13 protein-coding genes are annotated in these 16,267 nt (G+C 61.5%); 11 read left to right on the plus strand and 2 right to left on the minus strand.

Going from position 1 to position 16,267, the window contains the following annotated elements; translation table 11 throughout:
• The gene (locus IWX78_RS15560) at window positions 1-762 is read right to left on the minus strand and encodes a class II aldolase/adducin family protein (protein ID WP_196834549.1); all 762 of its coding nucleotides are present in this window, start codon (window positions 760-762) and stop codon (window positions 1-3) included.
• A 142-nt stretch (window positions 763-904) separates the two neighbouring features.
• On the opposite strand from IWX78_RS15560, the gene IWX78_RS15565 reads away from it, so the two are divergent.
• The 11 genes from IWX78_RS15565 to IWX78_RS15615 all read left to right on the plus strand — a co-directional run bounded on the left by IWX78_RS15565 (window position 905) and on the right by IWX78_RS15615 (window position 16,023).
• Complete coding sequence (locus IWX78_RS15565) at window positions 905-1,663, plus strand: DeoR/GlpR family DNA-binding transcription regulator (RefSeq protein WP_196834550.1); 759 nt, start codon at window positions 905-907, stop codon at window positions 1,661-1,663.
• 96 nt (window positions 1,664-1,759) lie between these two features.
• Window positions 1,760-2,650, plus strand: a complete 891-nt coding sequence (locus IWX78_RS15570) for an NAD-dependent epimerase/dehydratase family protein (RefSeq protein ID WP_196834551.1) — start codon at window positions 1,760-1,762, stop codon at window positions 2,648-2,650.
• Window positions 2,647-4,779 (plus strand): ADP-ribosylglycohydrolase family protein, encoded by a 2,133-nt coding sequence (locus IWX78_RS15575; RefSeq protein WP_196834552.1) that lies wholly within the window; start codon window positions 2,647-2,649, stop codon window positions 4,777-4,779. The genes IWX78_RS15570 and IWX78_RS15575 overlap by 4 nt, the downstream gene beginning before the upstream one ends.
• A 29-nt stretch (window positions 4,780-4,808) precedes the next feature.
• On the plus strand, window positions 4,809-6,224 hold the full coding sequence (locus IWX78_RS15580; RefSeq protein WP_334684794.1) for a rhamnulokinase: 1,416 nt from the start codon (window positions 4,809-4,811) through the stop codon (window positions 6,222-6,224).
• 107 nt (window positions 6,225-6,331) lie between these two features.
• On the plus strand, window positions 6,332-8,386 hold the full coding sequence (locus tag IWX78_RS15585) for a bifunctional aldolase/short-chain dehydrogenase (RefSeq protein WP_196834554.1): 2,055 nt from the start codon (window positions 6,332-6,334) through the stop codon (window positions 8,384-8,386).
• A gap of 117 nt (window positions 8,387-8,503) precedes the next feature.
• Window positions 8,504-9,223, plus strand: coding sequence for a ThuA domain-containing protein (locus IWX78_RS15590; protein ID WP_196834555.1), 720 nt, complete (start codon window positions 8,504-8,506; stop codon window positions 9,221-9,223).
• The gene (locus tag IWX78_RS15595) at window positions 9,181-10,266 is read left to right on the plus strand and encodes a Gfo/Idh/MocA family protein (RefSeq protein WP_196834556.1); all 1,086 of its coding nucleotides are present in this window, start codon (window positions 9,181-9,183) and stop codon (window positions 10,264-10,266) included. The genes IWX78_RS15590 and IWX78_RS15595 overlap by 43 nt, the downstream gene beginning before the upstream one ends.
• A 71-nt stretch (window positions 10,267-10,337) precedes the next feature.
• Window positions 10,338-10,904: an RpiB/LacA/LacB family sugar-phosphate isomerase gene (locus tag IWX78_RS15600; RefSeq protein ID WP_334684795.1), complete on the plus strand. Its 567-nt coding sequence runs from the start codon at window positions 10,338-10,340 to the stop codon at window positions 10,902-10,904.
• 73 nt (window positions 10,905-10,977) lie between these two features.
• Entirely contained in the window at window positions 10,978-12,168 is a 1,191-nt protein-coding gene (locus tag IWX78_RS15605) for a Gfo/Idh/MocA family protein (protein WP_334684796.1), read from the plus strand.
• Window positions 12,168-13,172 carry a sugar phosphate isomerase/epimerase family protein gene (locus IWX78_RS15610; RefSeq protein ID WP_196834557.1) on the plus strand — a complete coding sequence of 335 codons (1,005 nt, stop codon included), beginning with the start codon at window positions 12,168-12,170 and terminating at the stop codon, window positions 13,170-13,172. Before IWX78_RS15605 ends, IWX78_RS15610 begins: the two co-directional genes overlap by 1 nt.
• 142 nt (window positions 13,173-13,314) lie before the next feature.
• Entirely contained in the window at window positions 13,315-16,023 is a 2,709-nt protein-coding gene (locus IWX78_RS15615) for a glycoside hydrolase family 31 protein (protein ID WP_334684797.1), read from the plus strand.
• On the opposite strand, the gene IWX78_RS15620 is transcribed toward IWX78_RS15615, so the two are convergent.
• Window positions 15,974-16,234 (minus strand): aldo/keto reductase, encoded by a 261-nt coding sequence (locus IWX78_RS15620; RefSeq protein ID WP_196834558.1) that lies wholly within the window; start codon window positions 16,232-16,234, stop codon window positions 15,974-15,976. The two genes, IWX78_RS15615 and IWX78_RS15620, sit on opposite strands and share 50 nt — an antisense overlap.
• Window positions 16,235-16,267: the final 33 nt, after the last annotated feature.

The raw sequence follows: 16,267 nt of genomic DNA on the forward strand, positions 1-16,267 counted from the left end.
TCACAGCCGCGCCCTCAGAAGTTCGGCGCGCCTTGCAACTTCATCCTCACGAGAGTCGATCCGTTCCGCAGCATGGTCCGACAGGTAAGCGGGACCGCCAGCAGCGAGTGTCCCGAGCGTGACTCGGGCGACCTTGCGAGCCATCACGGTGATATTGAACGCCTCATTCGCGCTTTGTCCGAGTGCGAACATCCCGTGGTTCTGTAGGTAGATTACTTTGGGATTGGTGCGATGTGTTGCGACATGATCCTTAATGAGTTGGCGAGCAATCCTGGCCAATGGGAGGCCAGGGTCGGCATATGGCACCAAAAGCTGATGGCTGCCGAGCACCACCACTTGATCGGGAAACAGTGTCCCGTCGACAAGGGCGGTCGGCTGGACTGAGCACAAGAGGGCATTCACGTCGACGGGGTGGGTGTGGGCGACAAAGCGTACGTTGTCAAGTTGCTGACAGACCAGGTGCAAGAGGGTTTCCACTGAAGGCATCGGAGCGTCAGGCTTCATCTTCGCCTCCGCAAGAGCTGCCGCCACGGTCGCGTCATCGGCGCTCGCGTCGTCGAGCAGCGCGAGAAGGGGGTCCATGCTCAGCTCGACCATGTCGCGTTCGTCCGCGTTGGCCATGCTGCGACCTGAAGCCTTGACGGCGAACGTCGACTCACCCGTCCGTTCCGACACGTTGCCCTCCGCGAGCACCACGAGATCGAGAGAACTATCTCCGAGGGCGCGCGCGAGTTCAACGAGTGCAGGGTATTTTGGTGGCATGAGTGCCTCCGCGCTAGAAGAAGATAACTTCTGTGAAAAGTAGCATTCAATCGCAGATTGGGCAATCGACTTATGTGCGTGAGGAAATGAACCGGAGTGAGCTGTAGGCTGCCTGACGACGGCAGCGCGAAGCATGGAGGCCATGAAAATGACTGCGACATTGTCGGTTGAAGTACGTCGAAAAGAGTTGACTGCACTGCTCAGCGATATGGGTTTTCTCACCTATGAACACGCATCGGAACTGCTCGAGGTGCATCCGATGACGATCAGGCGTGACCTTCTCGTGCTCGAGAGCGACGGAGTCGCGCGTCGAGTGCGTGGCGGGGTGATGTTCGTCGGCCCCGAGGACTTCCGACAGCGTCAAGGCAGGAATCTCCAAGCGAAGAGGAGAATTGCCCAAAAACTACTGCCGCTGATGCGGGAGTCCACATCGATCGCAATAGACGGTTCCACCACCATTTTTCAGTTCGCAGAAATACTGCGAGATGTCGAGCGTCTATTCGTGGTGACAAATGGCCTCGCCGCTTTTGAAGAAATCAAGGGCCGTCGGGGAATCCGGGCATTCCTGTCGGGAGGCGAGTCGGAGGAGCAGAACGTCAGCCTGGTGGGGCCTATCGCTGTGGCGGCGATCCAAGGCTTCGCCTACGACACGTGCTTCATGTCAGCGATGAGCCTCGATATCGTGGGCGGCTCGAGTGAATCCACGGTCGCCGAAGTCGAGATCAAGAGAGCGATGGCCGGCGCATCTAGAAAGGTCGTGCTAGCGGTGGACTCGACGAAGGTTGGTGCGAAAGCGATGGTTAGAGCGCTGCCGCTCTCGTCAATAGACGTGATCGTGACCGAGCTTGATCCTGATGATCCTCGACTCACGGAACTTCGTGCCCACGCGGAAGTGTTGTAACGGAGACTTGTCAATCCGGTCATAATCCGTTATTTTTCACAGGAGATAACAAAGAAGTGCAGGTTGCCCTGCGCGAAACATAACGGAAGGACAAGAATGTCTCGAGTCGCGGTGACCGGAGCAAGTGGCGGACTGGGCAGGTTCTGCGTGGAGGCGCTGCTCGATGCAGGATGGGATGTCGTCGCCATCGATCGAGTGCGTGGTCACGAATCCCGCGCCCATTATGTCGACATCGATGTCACCGACTTCGGCCAAACCCTTGAGGCTCTCAGCGGTGTCGACGGGCTCTACGATGGCGTTGACGCAATCGTGCACCTCGCGGCCATTCCCGCGCCGGGGATCACGACCAGTAGCCGTACCTTCCAGAACAACATCGTGGCGACCCATAACGTGTTCCTCGCCGCCAAGGTTCTCGGCATTGATCGCGTCGTGTTCGCCTCGAGCGAGACCGTGCTGGGCCTCCCTTTCACCACCCCTCCGCTCGGAATCCCGGTGACGGAGGAGTTCGCGCCCCGCCCTGAGTCGACGTATGGGATGGTGAAGGTCCTCGAAGAGACTATGGCGACGATATTCTGCCAATGGAATCCAGCACTGACGATGACGGCCCTGCGCTTGTCCAATGTCATCAATCCCGATTGGTACCCCGAGTTTCCTAGCTATGACGCCGACCCTCAGCTGCGTCGATGGAACCTCTGGGGCTATGTTGACGCGCGAGACGCAGCCTCTGCTGTGGTCCTTGCGCTCGGTCGATCAGATCGCGGATTCGACGTGTTCATCGTGGCAGCGTCTGACACGGTCATGAGCCGACCCAACTCCGAGCTCATTGCCGCGGAGTTCTCGGAGACCCCCGTCGCCGAGGGGCTCGGCGACCACGACACGCTCCTCTCGATTGACAAAGCACGCCGAGTTCTCAACTACCGGCCTCAGTATTCGTGGAGAGACCTTGAGAGCGAAGCCACCGACACGGAAAAAGAGGGATCGGAATGAGTGACTCTGAGCTGCCTGCGGACTACGACGAACGAGTTTACGCAGGAGTGCTGGGCAAAATCATTGGGGTCTATCTCGGACGCCCAGTGGAGGGCTGGCTCAACGAAAGAATCGAGCGCGAGCTCGGTGACATCGACTACTACGTCCATGATCGTGTCGGAGTGCCGCTCATCGTTGTTGATGACGACATCTCGGGAACGTTCGCCTTCCTTGAGGCGCTGCCCGACAACGGGAACACACTGGCACTCACATCGGCGATGGTGGGCGAAACGTGGATGAACTGTCTCGTAGAGGAGAAGAACATCCTCTGGTGGGGCGGCATGGGCAACTCGACCGAACACACCGCCTTCCTCCGGCTGAAAGATGGAGTCCCGGCACCACTGAGCGGATCGATTGAACTAAACGGCCCCGTCGTGGCGGAGCAGATCGGTGCACAGATCTTCATCGACGGCTGGGCGATGGTGCTGCCCGGCCAGCCGGACAAAGCCGCCGAACTCGCCGCCCAGGCGGCACGCGTGAGCCACGACGGCGAAGCTGTCATCGCGGCCCAAGCACTCGCCGCTATGGAAGCTCAGGCGTTCCTCACGGCGGACATCGGCGAGCTTCTCGAAACTGCGCTCGCAGTTATCCCCGAAGATTCCACGATCGCTCAGTTGATCCGAGACATTCGCGAGTGGCACGCGGCTGAGCCGGATTGGAGGCGCGGATTCGCACTTCTCGAAGAGAAGTACGGCTACCACACCTACGGCGGAAACGTTCACGTGGTTCCGAATCACGGCCTCATCATCCTTGCGCTCTTGTACGGAGCCGGGTCCTGGGACACCTCGATGATGATCGTGAACACAGCTGGCTGGGATACGGACTGCAACTCAGGCAATCTCGGATGCCTGCTGGGGATCATGCTCGGTCTCGGCGCCTTCGCCAGCGCCCGCGACTGGCGCGGCCCAATTGCTGATCGGATGTTCGTGCCCACAGCCGAGGGTGGTCGCTGCGTCACCGACGCGGTAAGGGAGGCTGTCATCGTCGCCAACATCGGCCGCGCGATGGCGGGTCAATCTGCCTGGCATCCGAAGGGTGGGGCACGGTTCCACTTCAGCTTCCCTGGGGCCGTCCAGGGGTTCGAGATCCGACGCGGTACAGGAGAACTACGCAATGTGGCCGACGAGGACTCTGAACTGTCCCGGATGCTGCGCCTCTCGTTCTCTCCGGAGGGAGGTGAGATGATCGTCACCACGCCCACCTTCATTCCCCCTGAGCTCTTGAGTCAGCCCGGGTATGGACTCATTGCCTCACCGACGCTCTACTCCGGTCAGGCGATCACGGCATCCCTCGTGGCACCGTCGACTAATCCTGTTTCCGTTCGTGCCAAGATCGTGATCGCGCGATACGGACCGGACGACGAGCTTGTCATGGTCGAGGGTCCGAGCGTGTCGATCGAACCGGGCCGCACGGTGTCGTCGAGTTGGGTGGTGCCCGGATCAGGGAGCGAGCCGATCGCCTATGTCGGTGTCGCGATTAACGCGGACCGGCCGGCGGAGCTCGACGTGGACTCCCTGGGGTGGAGCGGTGATCCGCTGATCGAACTCACGCGCCCGTCGCCTGCGGCGAGTGTCTGGCGACGCGCGTGGGTCAGTTCGATGGATGAATTCACCGAGGGATGGGGTCCCGGCTGGCCAGAGCCGATGCGCCTCATTCAGAACACGGGTCGGGGTTACATTTCGCAGGGCACTCGCGAGTGGACCGACATTGAGGTCACTGCCACACTCACCCCGCACCTTGCCCGCTCGACCGGTCTTGCGGTTCGGTACCAGGGACTTCGGCGACACTACTTGTTGCGGTGGGCAGATGACGGCACCGTGAGCCTCATCCGTGTCAAGAACGGCGAAACGGTACTTGGTACAGCATCGCTTCCGTGGAAGCTGTACGAGTCTCAGACCTTGGGGGTTCGCGCTGCCGGATCCATGATCACCGCGACTGCGGGCGACCGGGTACTGCTCTCCATCGACGACGTCGGTGGGGGTCTCGATAACGGCGGTGTAGCAGTGATGTGCGAGGAGGGACGAATCGGACTGGACAGTGTTCGAGTTGTCGGCGGGCCGTACCTCATCGGCGCAGAATCACAACCGTAGAAGACCGGCGGCGGCGAGGTGCTGGATCCATGAGAGTCGCATACGGGGCGGTGGATCTTGGGGCGGGTTCGGGTCGCGTCATCCGAGTGGAGTTTTCTCCACAGTCGATCTCGACAACCGAGTGCCGACGGTTCGCCAACGAGCCCATCACCACTGCCACCGGGCTCCGCTGGAACTCGCACGTCCTGGTCAACGAAGTCAGGGTTGGCTTGCGGCATCTGGCAGCCGTCGATCCCGAGGTGAGGAGCGTGGGAATCGACACGTGGGGGGCAGACTACGGTCTGCTGAGCGATGGCGAGCTGCTCGAGCTTCCTTTCTGCTACCGCGACCCGAGGACGGTCGAGGCACAGGCCGAGGTTCATGCGGCCATCACCCCGGCAGACCTCTATGCACGCAACGGCCTCCAAGCACTTCCCTTCAACACCGTCTACCAATTGGTCGCGGATCGTCAGTCCGGTCTGCTCGAGAGGGCGGATCGTCTCCTCTTTACTCCGGATCTCATTGGATACTGGCTGACCGGCCAGATCGGCACCGAGCGCACCATCGCATCAACGAGCGGCCTGCTCGACGCGAACAGTGGGGAGTGGAGTTCTTCGATTATCGGCGAGATCGGCCTCCCACCGGAAATACTCCCGCCGCTCAAGAGCGCTGGCGATGAACTCGGCCTGCTTGATCCGTCAGCGGGAGCGTTCACCCGCCAAACGCCTGTGCGGATGGTCGCGTCGCATGACACCGCTTCGGCGGTGGTCGCGACGCCCCTGCGGGAGACCGGGTCGGTCTACATCTCATGCGGCACGTGGGCACTGACCGGTACCGAACTCGAGCGGCCCGTGCTGACCGAGGAGGCACGGAAGGCGGGGTTCACGAACGAGCGTGGAGTGGACGATCGCGTGCGGTTTCAGACCAATGTGATGGGACTCGGAATCCTCACGGCGGTGCTGCGCGATTGGAGTTCGGAGGGGCAGCACGTTTCGATTGAGGACGCGCTTGCGATGGCACAGGCAGTCACACTGCCAGCGGCGGCGGTCTTCGACGTCGAAGACCCCATCTTCCTCCGCGTCGGCGGGGAGCGTCGCGCCATTCAAGAGTGGTTGACCAGCCGAGGTCGACCCGCCCCTCACGGCCTTGCTGCCCTCGTGCGGTGTGTGCTCGAGAGCCTCGCTGAGTCGTTCGCCCGGAGCGTCCGTTCGCTTGCGGACCTTTGCGGAATCCAGCCCACAACGATCCATCTCGTCGGCGGCGGCGCGCGCAACAGGCTCCTCTGCCAACTGACAGCCGATCGGGCAGGACTCCCGGTATTGGCGGGACCGGTCGAGGCCGCGGCGATCGGGAACGCAATCCTGCAATACCGCTTAGACCGCGGAGAGCACGACTCGCTCCCTGCCCTTCGTCAGCGGGTCGAATCCTCATCCCCCCCGACTCTGTACCGGCCATCCCCTGGCTAGAGAAGCGGGAAGATGTGACCATTGCAGTTGAATGTTAACTTATGCGATAATTCACCCAACGTGTCATATACTTACGTTCGTCGCCAAGTACAGTTAGGAGAGCCGGATTGACGCACCCCATTGTCGCCGAATTGATCGCTCGTTCGAACCGCCTCGGCTCCGATGCGCGGGTCACCAACTACGCGGGCGGTAACACCTCCGCGAAGGGCACCGAGATCGACCCCGTGACGGGTGAGCCCGTCGAGCTGATGTGGGTGAAGGGCTCCGGGGGAGACCTCGGAACCCTCACGGAAGACGGCCTCGCCGTGCTGCGGGTCGACCGCCTGCGCGCGCTCGTCGACGTCTACCCCGGCCTCGACCGCGAAGACGAGATGGTGGCCGCGTTCGACTATGCCCTGCACGGCAAGGGGGGCGCCGTCCCCTCGATTGACACTGCCATGCACGGACTCGTGGACGCCGCAAACGTCGACCACTTGCATCCTGACTCGGGGATCGCATTCGCGACTGCCAAAGACGGCGAGAAGCTGACCAAAAAGGCTTTCGGCGACAAGGTCGTCTGGGTGGACTGGCGTCGTCCAGGTTTCCACCTCGGGCTCGACATTTCCGCGATCAAGGAAGCGAACCCGAACGCGATCGGCTGCATCCTCGGCGGCCACGGCATCACCGCGTGGGGCAAGACGTCCGAGGAGTCGGAGAAGAACAGCCTCTGGGTTATCAAGACCGCGGAAGATTACATCGCTTCCGAGGGCAAGAAGGCGCCGTTCGGTCGCACGATCGCGAAGAACGCGGCGATGCCGGTCGCTGAACGTCGAGCAAAGGCCGCGGCGCTTGCAGCGATGATCCGCGGCATCGCATCACATGACCGCCCCATGGTCGGCCATTTCACGGATTCTGATGTGGTGCTCGATTTTCTGGCATCCGCCAACGCCCCCAGGCTGGCGGAGCTCGGAACGAGCTGCCCTGACCACTTTTTGCGCACCAAGGTCAAGCCCATGCTGCTTGACTTGCCCGCGAACGCGACCGTCGAGAAGTCGATCGAGCGGCTCAAGCAGCTGCACGAGGAGTACCGCGCGGGCTACACGAAGTACTACGACAAGCACGCGAAGCTCGCTTCGAGTGCTTCAGAGAGCGTTCCCGCGATGCGCGGCGCCGACCCGCTCATCGTGCTCGTGCCCGGCGTGGGCATGTTCAGCTACGGCGCCAACAAGCAGACCGCGCGTGTCGCCGGCGAGTTCTACGTCAACGCGATCAACGTTATGCGCGGCGCCGAAGCCATCTCGAGCTACGCACCCATCAGTGATGCCGAGAAGTTCCGCATCGAATACTGGGCGCTCGAAGAAGCCAAACTGGCTCGGATGCCCAAACCGAAGTCTCACGCAACGCGCATCGCCCTCGTCACCGGCGCGGCATCAGGAATAGGTAAGGCGATCGCTACCCGGCTGGCCGCGGACGGCGCCTGCGTCGTCATCGCCGACCTCGACCTCGCGAAGGCGCAGGAAGCGGCGGCCGAGATCGGCAATTCCGACGTGGCGATCGGACTGCAGGTTAACGTGACCGACGCGGCCGCGGTAGAAAGGGCCGTCCAGAACGCCGTGCTCGCGTTCGGCGGCATTGACATCGTCGTCAATAACGCCGGCGTCAGCGTCTCGAAGCCGCTGCTGGAGACCACCGAGGAAGACTGGGACTTCCAGCACGACATCATGGCCAAAGGCTCCTTTCTGGTCTCGAAAGCGACCGCGCCCGTGCTCATTGAGCAGGGCATGGGCGGCGACGTGATCTACATCGCGTCGAAGAACTCCGTGTTCGCCGGACCCAACAACATCGCCTACTCCGCCACCAAAGCCGACCAAGCCCACCAGGTGCGACTGCTCGCCGTCGAACTCGGCGAACACGGCATCAAGGTGAACGGCATCAACCCCGATGGGGTGGTGCGCGGCTCTGGCATCTTCGCCGCAGGCTGGGGCGCCAACCGCGCCAAGACCTACGGCGTCGATGAACAGGAGCTCGGCAAGTTCTACGCGCAGCGCACCATCCTCAAGCGCGAGGTGCTGCCCGAGAACGTTGCCAATGCCGTGTCCGTACTGACCGGCCCCGACCTCTCCCACACGACCGGGCTGCACATCCCGGTGGACGCGGGCGTCGCCGCCGCGTTCCTGCGCTGAAGCCATGACGGATTACGTCGCGGCGGTCGACCCGGGAGCCACGGGCACGTGGCGCGCCCCGACGAATTCGCTCACGTTCCTCGCGTTTGAATCCCTCACTGGCGGGAAGGCTTCGCGGTGAGACGGTCGGCGCTCGTCGTTCGAGGAGGATGGGACGGGCATAATCCGGTCGAGGCTACCGAGTTGTTCATTCCCTTCCTCGAGGAACACGAGTACGCCGTTCGGGTTGAGGAGTCACCGCAGGTCTACGCCGACATCACGGTCATGCGGTCCACCGATCTCATCGTGCAATCAACGACGATGTCCGAGATCACCCGCGAGGCCCTTGAGGGACTCCGTGCGGCGATCGCGGCGGGCACGGGTCTCGTAGGGTGGCACGGCGGCATCGCCGATTCGTACCGGAACTCCTCGGACTACCTCCAGCTTGTGGGGGGACAGTTCGCCGCACACCCCGCGGCTTCTCCGGAGCTCCTTGTTGACGGAGAAGCCAACACCTTCCTCGACTACATGGTGGAGTTCACCGAACTCGGACGCTCGCATCCGATGACGTTCGACCTTGAGGACTTCGAACTTCACACCGAGCAGTATTGGGTGCTGCACGACAACCTCAACAACGTGCTCGCGACGACCTCCCACCCCGCGCCGGCGTGGCACCCGTGGCATCGACCGATCGTGTCTCCCGTCGTCTGGACGCGACAGTGGGGAAAGGGTCGTATCGCTGTTGTGACTCCGGGCCACAGTATCGACGTACTCGAGCATCCAACCATACGCACCATCATTGAGAGGGGGATGTTGTGGGCGACTCGCACCGCATCGGGATCATCGGGCTCGGAGTAATCTCGAGCCAGTACCTTGAGACATTGCTTCCCCGCGACGACGTGCGGGTCACGGCGGTCTCCGACCTAGACCATGCGAGGGCCATCGCCGCCGCGGATTGGCTGCCTCATGCGCGAGCGGTGACGGTGGCCGAACTACTTACGAGCGACGAAGTCGACATCGTCCTCAACCTGACCAACCCGGGCGCACACGCGGAGATCGCTCTGGACGCTATCGCGGCGGGCAAAGACGTGTATGGCGAGAAGCCGCTTGCCGCGGTGTTTGCGGATGCGAAGCGCGTTGTCGCCGAGGCGGATGCCGCGGGAGTGCGCCTGGGATGCGCGCCAGATACCGTGCTCGGTACCGGTGTCCAGACCGCTCGCGCCGTGGTCGATCGCGGTGGGATCGGGAGACCGCTCGCCGCCTCTGCAGTGATGGCCTCGCCCGGCCATGAGCGCTGGCATCCTAATCCGGGCTTCTACTACCAAGCGGGCGGAGGACCTCTCCTCGATATGGGGCCGTACTACGTCGCCGCACTCGTTCACTTGCTCGGACCAGTGACAGCGGTCGTTGGCGCTGGCAGCAGATTGCGGGGCGAGCGCACGATCGCAACCGGCCCACGCGCCGGAGAGCGTGTTGCCGTTGAGGTCGACACTCATGTGACCGGGGTCCTCGAGCACGAGGGCGGAGTGCTGTCCACCCTGACGACAAGTTTCGATTCGGTGTCAACCTTCGCGGGGAGCATCGAGGTTCATGGGGAGCTCGCAAGCCTCTCTGTTCCGGACCCCAATCACTTTGCCGGGGCCGCACAGGTCTATCGCCTCGGTGCTTCGGCATGGGAGACAGTCGCACCCTCGGCTGGTTTGATCGACGGCTCGCGGGGCGCTGGGCTCCTCGACCTAATCGCGACGCCCCGCGGCCAGGACTCCCGGGCCTCGGGGCGCTTTGCCCTTCACACGCTGGAGGTAATCACGGCGCTTCTGGACTCTGCGCAGGCCGGGCACCGTGTCACACTCGAAACGACGACGACCCGGCCACAGATGGCGCCGCTGTCAAAAATGTAGTGCGTGATGGACGGTGGTTGCCGAGAAATAGATACTTGTCCAGATTCACAAGAAATATAACAAGTGGAGGAATGATGAAGACCGCCCAAAATAAGCACGTCGTTGTCGGCGCGGATTTCGCGGGGTTTCCGCTCAAGGAGGCGGTGAAGCACCACCTTGATCAGCGCGGTTGGAGCGTAACTGACCTCACGCCATTCAACACTGAGCTGCCGATGTATCACCGAGTCGGATTCTTGGTTGGCTCGCAGATCTCGGAGCGACTCTTTGAGAAGGCACTCATATTCTGTGGTTCCGGGATGGGGATCCACATAGCAGCGAGCAAGTGCCCGCATGTTCATGCCGCTGTGTGTGAGAGCGTGCCGACTGCTCGACGGGCGGCGACGGCGAACAATGCCAATGTTCTGGCGATCGGGGCGTTCTTCACTGCTCCACGATTGGCGATGGCGATGGCAGACGCGTTCCTCGAGCACTCACTCGGTGATGGTTACGAGGATTGGGATGGCTTCTACGACTATCACAGGATCGGCTATGACGAGTGCGAGGCATTCGACTATGAGGAGTACAAGGCAAACAACTTCGCGCTGGTCGACCCGCACGAGGCCCCGCTCGGCAAGGAGCCGCGCGGCCTCGCGTTCTGATCCCATCACAGCCGCAGCATCGGTCACAGGCGGAGCAGTTACGGCAGCACCTTCGACGTTAGGAGATCACCGCATGCAAAAGACATTGCGTATTGGAATGGTCGGGTACGGCTTCATGGGTGCCGCGCACTCTCAAGGTTGGAGAACGGCACCCAGGGCCTTCAGTCTTCCGATGGCACCGGAACTGGTCGCGATCGCGGGCAGGAATCCTGAGCAGGTATTGGCGGCGCAGCACAGATTCGGCTTCGTGGATTCGACCACCAGATGGCAGGACCTGATCGATCGAGACGACATCGATCTCATCGATATTTGCGCTCCGGGGAATGTTCACGCGGAGATCGCGATCGCTGCGCTGGATGCAGGAAAGCACGTACTCTGCGAGAAACCGCTCGCGAACGGACTGGACGAAGCCGAGGCCATGGCCGAAGCAGCCGCCCGAGCCGCAGAGCGCGGCACGTTCAGCATGGTGGGGTTCAACTACCGCCGCGTACCGGCAGTGCTCTTAGCACAGGAGATGGTTCAGAGTGGGAAGATAGGGAACATTCGTCATGTTCGTGCAGTGTATCTGCAGGATTGGCTCAACGACGAGGAATCACCGCTCACCTGGCGGCTGGATAGGAGCCTCGCGGGCTCTGGAGCACTCGGAGATATCGGAGCTCACATTATTGATTTGGCCCAGTTCGTCACAGGATCAAGAATTGAGTACTTGCAGGGCCACCTCAGGACGTTCGTTAGTGAACGCCCCAAACTTGGTGAGAGCAAGGGTCTGAGTGGCCGCGCATCGGGGGACCGCGGCGCAGTAACCGTTGACGATGCGGCTCTCTTCACCGCTCAGTTCTCGAACGGGGTAATTGGCTCGTTCGAGGCCACACGTATGGCTGCTGGGCGCAAGAATGCCATGACAATCGAAATAAATGGCAGCCGCGGGTCGCTGTCCTTCGATCTGGAACGAATGAACGAGCTCCGCTTCTTCGATGCAACGACCGATCCGCGCACGGCGGGCTTCAGCACAATCCTGGTCACTGATCCGGAGCATCCGTACCTCGACGGTTGGTGGCCGCCGGGTCACATGCTCGGATATGAGAACAGCTTCAGCAATCAAGCGAGGGATCTCGTGTTCGCCATCTCCGAGCAACGGATGCCATCGCCCTCATTCGACGATGGACTGCAGATTCAACGCGTTCTTCATGCAATCGAGACGAGCTCTGGTTCGAATGGAACTTGGTCAGCAGTTACCTTCCCGCCCGCGAGCAAGGAGTTGTAATGAGTCGTCCAATCACTTTGTTCACCGGACAGTGGGCCGATCTGCCATTTGAGAAAGTAGCTACACTCGCGAGCGAGTGGGGCTATGACGGACTAGAAATTGCTTGCTGGGGGGATCATCTCGATGTCTCAAGGGCGGCCGTTGACGATGATTATGTCGCTGAAAAGCGCAGGTTGCTCGACCGACTCAACCTGCAAGTCTTCGCGATTTCGAATCACCTCGCTACGCAAGCCGTCTGCGATGACCCAATCGACGATCGGCACAAGGCGATACTTCCCTCCAGGGTGTGGGGCGATGGCCAGGCTGAGTCCGTCCGACAACGCGCGGCTGAGGAAACGGTCCTTACGGCGCGGGCTGCAAGTCGACTCGGCGTTAGTACGGTTGTCGGTTTCACCGGGTCCTCAATATGGAAGTACGTCGCGATGTTCCCGCCGGTATCGCAAGATGCGGTAGATCGGGGATACTCCGACTTTGCCGAGCGCTGGAACCCCATCCTCGACGAATTCGACAAGCTCGGAGTGCGGTACGCCCACGAAGTACACCCCGGCGAGATTGCCTACGATTACTGGACCACGCAGCGAACGCTGGAGGCGATTGAGAACAGAGAGGCATTCGGGTTGAACTGGGATCCGAGTCACTTCGTCTGGCAGGACCTTGACCCTGTCGGCTTCCTTTGGGATTTCAAGGACCGCATCTATCACGTCGACTGCAAGGATGCCATCCGTCAGGTGGGCAACGGGAGAAATGGTCGGATGGGCTCGCATCTGGCGTGGGCGGACCCCCGTCGCGGCTGGGATTTCGTCTCAACGGGGCATGGTGATGTTCCATGGGAGGCATCCTTCAGAATGCTCAACACAATTCGGTATCAAGGACCGATTTCAGTCGAGTGGGAAGACGCCGGCATGGATCGCCTGATTGGCGCACCTGAAGCTCTGGAGTTTGTCAGGCGGCTTGCGTTCGACCCACCCGGTGCCTCATTCGACGCCGCGTTCTCAAGGCAATAGTGCTGCAAAGCTGGGTCGTGTAAGTCTGCCTGCAGCCACCTCCTGCCGGATCATTCGAAGTGCTGGATGATCCGGCTCAGTTCCTGACCTGGAGCGATGCCGAATCCGTAACAGATAATCGACGGTGATCATTGGAGGTCTCATGAATGGCACGACAACCGCCAACGTCTGGGTCTCGCGGGGCGTGATCGAGCAGCAGGTGCTCGAGATTCCCGACATACCCGATGACGGCCTGCTCATCGAGATCACCGCGAACGGCATCTGCGGCAGATCAGCCCTGTCGATTTTGAACTGCAACACTCATCACTACAGGCGGAAGATCAACTCGCCGCTTACCCCGAGTCCACCACCCGAGGGCAAGGCCGATCATTTGAAAAGGATCACTGTACTCATGACAACCAGCTTCAATTCCCCCCACGATCTCGCCGCGCACACCGTTCGCCCCACGCTCCCGGCCGCGCCCCAAGCGCATCCTGCGGCCGTCATCACCGGCACCAACTACCGGTTCACGGTGCTTACTTCGCGCCTGATCCGCATGGAGTACAGCTCCAACCAACTCTTCGAAGACCGGGCCTCGCAGCTGGTCCTCTCGCGCGAGTTCGAGGTACCCCAATTCCGGGTTATCGACCGCGGCGACCACATGCAAATCATCACCGAGCATCTCCAACTCTCGTACGACAAGAAGCCGTTCTCCCCCAACGGGCTCAGCGTGCAGGTCAGCGGCAAGTTGAGCGATTACACAAGCCTGTGGCGTTTCGGCGAACCGGCGACCGATCTGGGCGGAACGGCCCGTACCCTCGATGACATCGACGGTACGGTTTCCCTGCAGCCAGGCCTGATGTCGCGGCATGGATTCTCGGTCGTCGACGACACCTCCTCCCTGGTCTTCGACGACGAGGGCTGGCTCGAACGGCGTTCCGGGACTGGGACGGACCTGTATTTCTTCGGCTATGGGCGTAGCTACCGCGACTGTCTCGCCGACTTCTACGCACTCACGGGTCCCGCTCCCCTGCTACCCAGGTTCGCCCTGGGCAACTGGTGGAGCCGCTTCCACCAGTACTCCGCCGCCGAATACCGGGAATTGTTCGAACGGTTCGACCGCGAGAACCTTCCATTTTCGGTTGCCGTCGTCGACATGGACTGGCACACCGTAGACATCGACCCGAAGTACGGCAGCGGTTGGACTGGTTACAGCTGGAATACCGCGCTCTTCCCGGACCCCGACGAGTTCATGGCCTGGCTGCATGAGCGCGGCCTGCGGCTCACCCTCAACGTGCACCCCGCAGACGGCGTTCAGGCGCACGAAGACGCCTACGCGTCGATGGCACATCGCCTCGGTGTCGACGCGGAAAACGAAGACCCTATCGTCTTCGATATCACTGACCCCGCCTTCCTTTCTGCCTACTTCGAGTGCCTACACCACCCGCTCGAAGAGCGCGGCGTCGACTTTTGGTGGCTGGACTGGCAGTCCGGTCCTCACTCCAAAGTAATTGGCCTCGACCCGCTGTGGATGCTCAACCACTTCCACTTCCTCGACAGCGCCCGAGCCGGTGCCCGCCCAATGACCTTCTCTCGCTATGCGGGATTGGGGAGCCACCGATACCCAATCGGCTTCTCCGGAGACTCCATAGTCAGCTGGGACAGCCTTGACTTCCAGCCATACTTCACCGCCACCGCGGCAAATGTCGGCTACGGCTGGTGGAGCCACGATATTGGCGGCCACATGGGCGGGGTGAAGGACGACGACCTTGCCGTGCGCTGGACCCAGTTCGGGGTGTTCTCCCCGATCATGCGTCTGCACAGCCAAGGCAACCCGTTCAGTGGTAAAGAGCCGTGGAACTTCCGCGCTGCCGCGGCCGCCGTGATGAGCAGCCACCTCCGGCTCCGGCACCAGCTTGTGCCCTACCTGTATTCCATGAACTATCTGGCGTCCGGGCACGCACTCCCGCTCGTGCAGCCCGTGTACTATGACTATCCGGAAGAGGACCGTGCATACCGGGCCACCAACCAGTACCTCTTCGGCACCCAGCTGATGGTGTGCCCGATCACGCGACCGCTGAATAGCACCCTAGGCGTGGCCAAGGTGAAGGCATGGCTGCCGGAAGGGATCTGGATCGACTTCTTCACCGGTCTGAGGTATTGCGGCGGCCGCGAACTGCACATGTACCGCGGGCAGGAGTCAATCCCGGTATTGGCCCGGGCAGGAGGAATCGTCCCGCTAGTTCCGCTCGCGGATGTAGGCAACTCCACGGATAGTCCTGTGGGCCTGCAGATACGGATCTTCGCTGGTGCCGACGGATCCTTCGATTTGCTCGAAGACGACGGTGGTGGAAGTCTCGTGCTGGAGTCAAAGTGGGCGCACACCTTGATGGAATTCACCGGGGCCACCGGCACTTTCACTATTGCCCCCACAGTGGGCAATGTGGAGTGCGTTCCACCAGTTAGGGACCTTAGCCTGGAGTTCATCGGGGTCACGGAGACCGACATGATCTCGGTCACCGCCGACGGGTATCCGATCGCCCACACGACGAGGTACACCAGTGGATCCCACACCGTCACTGTTCAGGTCGAGGCGGTTCCTCGCGGTGCCGGGCTGGTCGTGCGATTTGCCAATGGTCTGGTAGCGGCCGGGAACGACGTGACCACGCGGGCTGTTGATCTGCTGACGGATGCCCAGATCGAATATGACTTGAAGGCGCGGATCCTGGAAGCCATCAGCGCGGCGTCTCACCCAGCCCTGTTAATCAGTCAGCTGCAGGCCCTGGACCTTCCTGCGGACCTCCTGGGTGCGCTGAGCGAGTTCATCCTGGCCGATCCGCTAATCTCTCTCTCAGTGGAGCCCTCATTTTAAGAGGGCCCACTGTGCGAGAATCTCGCAGCTCCTCGCATTCGTGCATTCGTGTGCCGTAAACATCGGCGTGGTCGAAGAAGTTGATGCCGGCGTCGCGTGCCGTGGAGACGAGTGCGCGGATCTCGTCGTCGCTCTTGTCAGCGATCCGCATCAGGCCGAGGACGACGTTGGGGGCGGTCAGTCCCGCAGGGCCGACAGGAATGGATTTCATGGGATGTTCTTTCTGTGTGGGAGGGTGGGGTGC

It is taken from the genome of Mycetocola sp. CAN_C7, assembly GCF_015752285.1.
Classification (GTDB): Bacteria; Actinomycetota; Actinomycetes; order Actinomycetales; family Microbacteriaceae; genus Mycetocola_A.

Excerpts from the sequence above, each read along its gene's own strand:
- IWX78_RS15575 (WP_196834552.1), top strand. The coding sequence starts at position 2,647 with ATGAGTGACTCTGAGCTGCCTGCGGACTACGACGAACGAGTTTACGCA.
- IWX78_RS15560 (WP_196834549.1), bottom strand. The coding sequence starts at position 762 with ATGCCACCAAAATACCCTGCACTCGTTGAACTCGCGCGCGCCCTCGGA.
- IWX78_RS15610 (WP_196834557.1), top strand. The coding sequence starts at position 12,168 with ATGAGTCGTCCAATCACTTTGTTCACCGGACAGTGGGCCGATCTGCCA.
- IWX78_RS15580 (WP_334684794.1), top strand. The coding sequence starts at position 4,809 with ATGAGAGTCGCATACGGGGCGGTGGATCTTGGGGCGGGTTCGGGTCGC.
- IWX78_RS15570 (WP_196834551.1), top strand. The coding sequence starts at position 1,760 with ATGTCTCGAGTCGCGGTGACCGGAGCAAGTGGCGGACTGGGCAGGTTC.
- IWX78_RS15605 (WP_334684796.1), top strand. The coding sequence starts at position 10,978 with ATGCAAAAGACATTGCGTATTGGAATGGTCGGGTACGGCTTCATGGGT.
- IWX78_RS15565 (WP_196834550.1), top strand. The coding sequence starts at position 905 with ATGAAAATGACTGCGACATTGTCGGTTGAAGTACGTCGAAAAGAGTTG.
- IWX78_RS15600 (WP_334684795.1), top strand. The coding sequence starts at position 10,338 with ATGATGAAGACCGCCCAAAATAAGCACGTCGTTGTCGGCGCGGATTTC.
- IWX78_RS15615 (WP_334684797.1), top strand. The coding sequence starts at position 13,315 with ATGAATGGCACGACAACCGCCAACGTCTGGGTCTCGCGGGGCGTGATC.
- IWX78_RS15620 (WP_196834558.1), bottom strand. The coding sequence starts at position 16,234 with ATGAAATCCATTCCTGTCGGCCCTGCGGGACTGACCGCCCCCAACGTC.